Genomic DNA, 324 nt, shown 5'->3' with positions numbered 1-324 from the left:
GGTCCTTAGCATCAGGCATTTCTACCTTTGGAGGATTCTTTTGTAAATGAATACGTTCCTTTTCGCGTAATTGCTTTAAATAGGCTTCCTTGTCTTGTCCTGTTGGTACTTTTACATAGACATATTTACTTCCCCAACATAAGAAACAGATGCCTTTACGGTTATAAAAGTACTGGGGTATTACACCTTTCCCATCGCATCTAGGACATGGTACTTTCTCCTTAACTGCCACTAGCCTTCACCCTTTCAAATAAATTCACCAAACAAACGAAAAAACTAGCCTTTTCAGACTAGTTTTCGTTGATTATTAATATTCAAATTTAA

The 324-nt window shown here is 36.4% G+C and carries 1 protein-coding gene; it reads right to left on the bottom strand.

Features of this window, described 5'->3' with window-relative positions:
• The coding region (locus R0J88_RS19300) for a hypothetical protein (protein ID WP_410900776.1) at positions 1-232 on the bottom strand (232 nt) is incomplete at its 3' end.
• Between the last annotated feature and the right edge of the window lie 92 nt (positions 233-324).

It is taken from the genome of Pseudoalteromonas sp. SIMBA_162, from assembly GCF_046535955.1.
GTDB lineage: Bacteria > Pseudomonadota > Gammaproteobacteria > Enterobacterales > Alteromonadaceae > Pseudoalteromonas > Pseudoalteromonas marina.
Note: the sequence above shows the minus strand (reverse complement) of the source record. Positions and strands in the feature narration are given on the sequence as shown.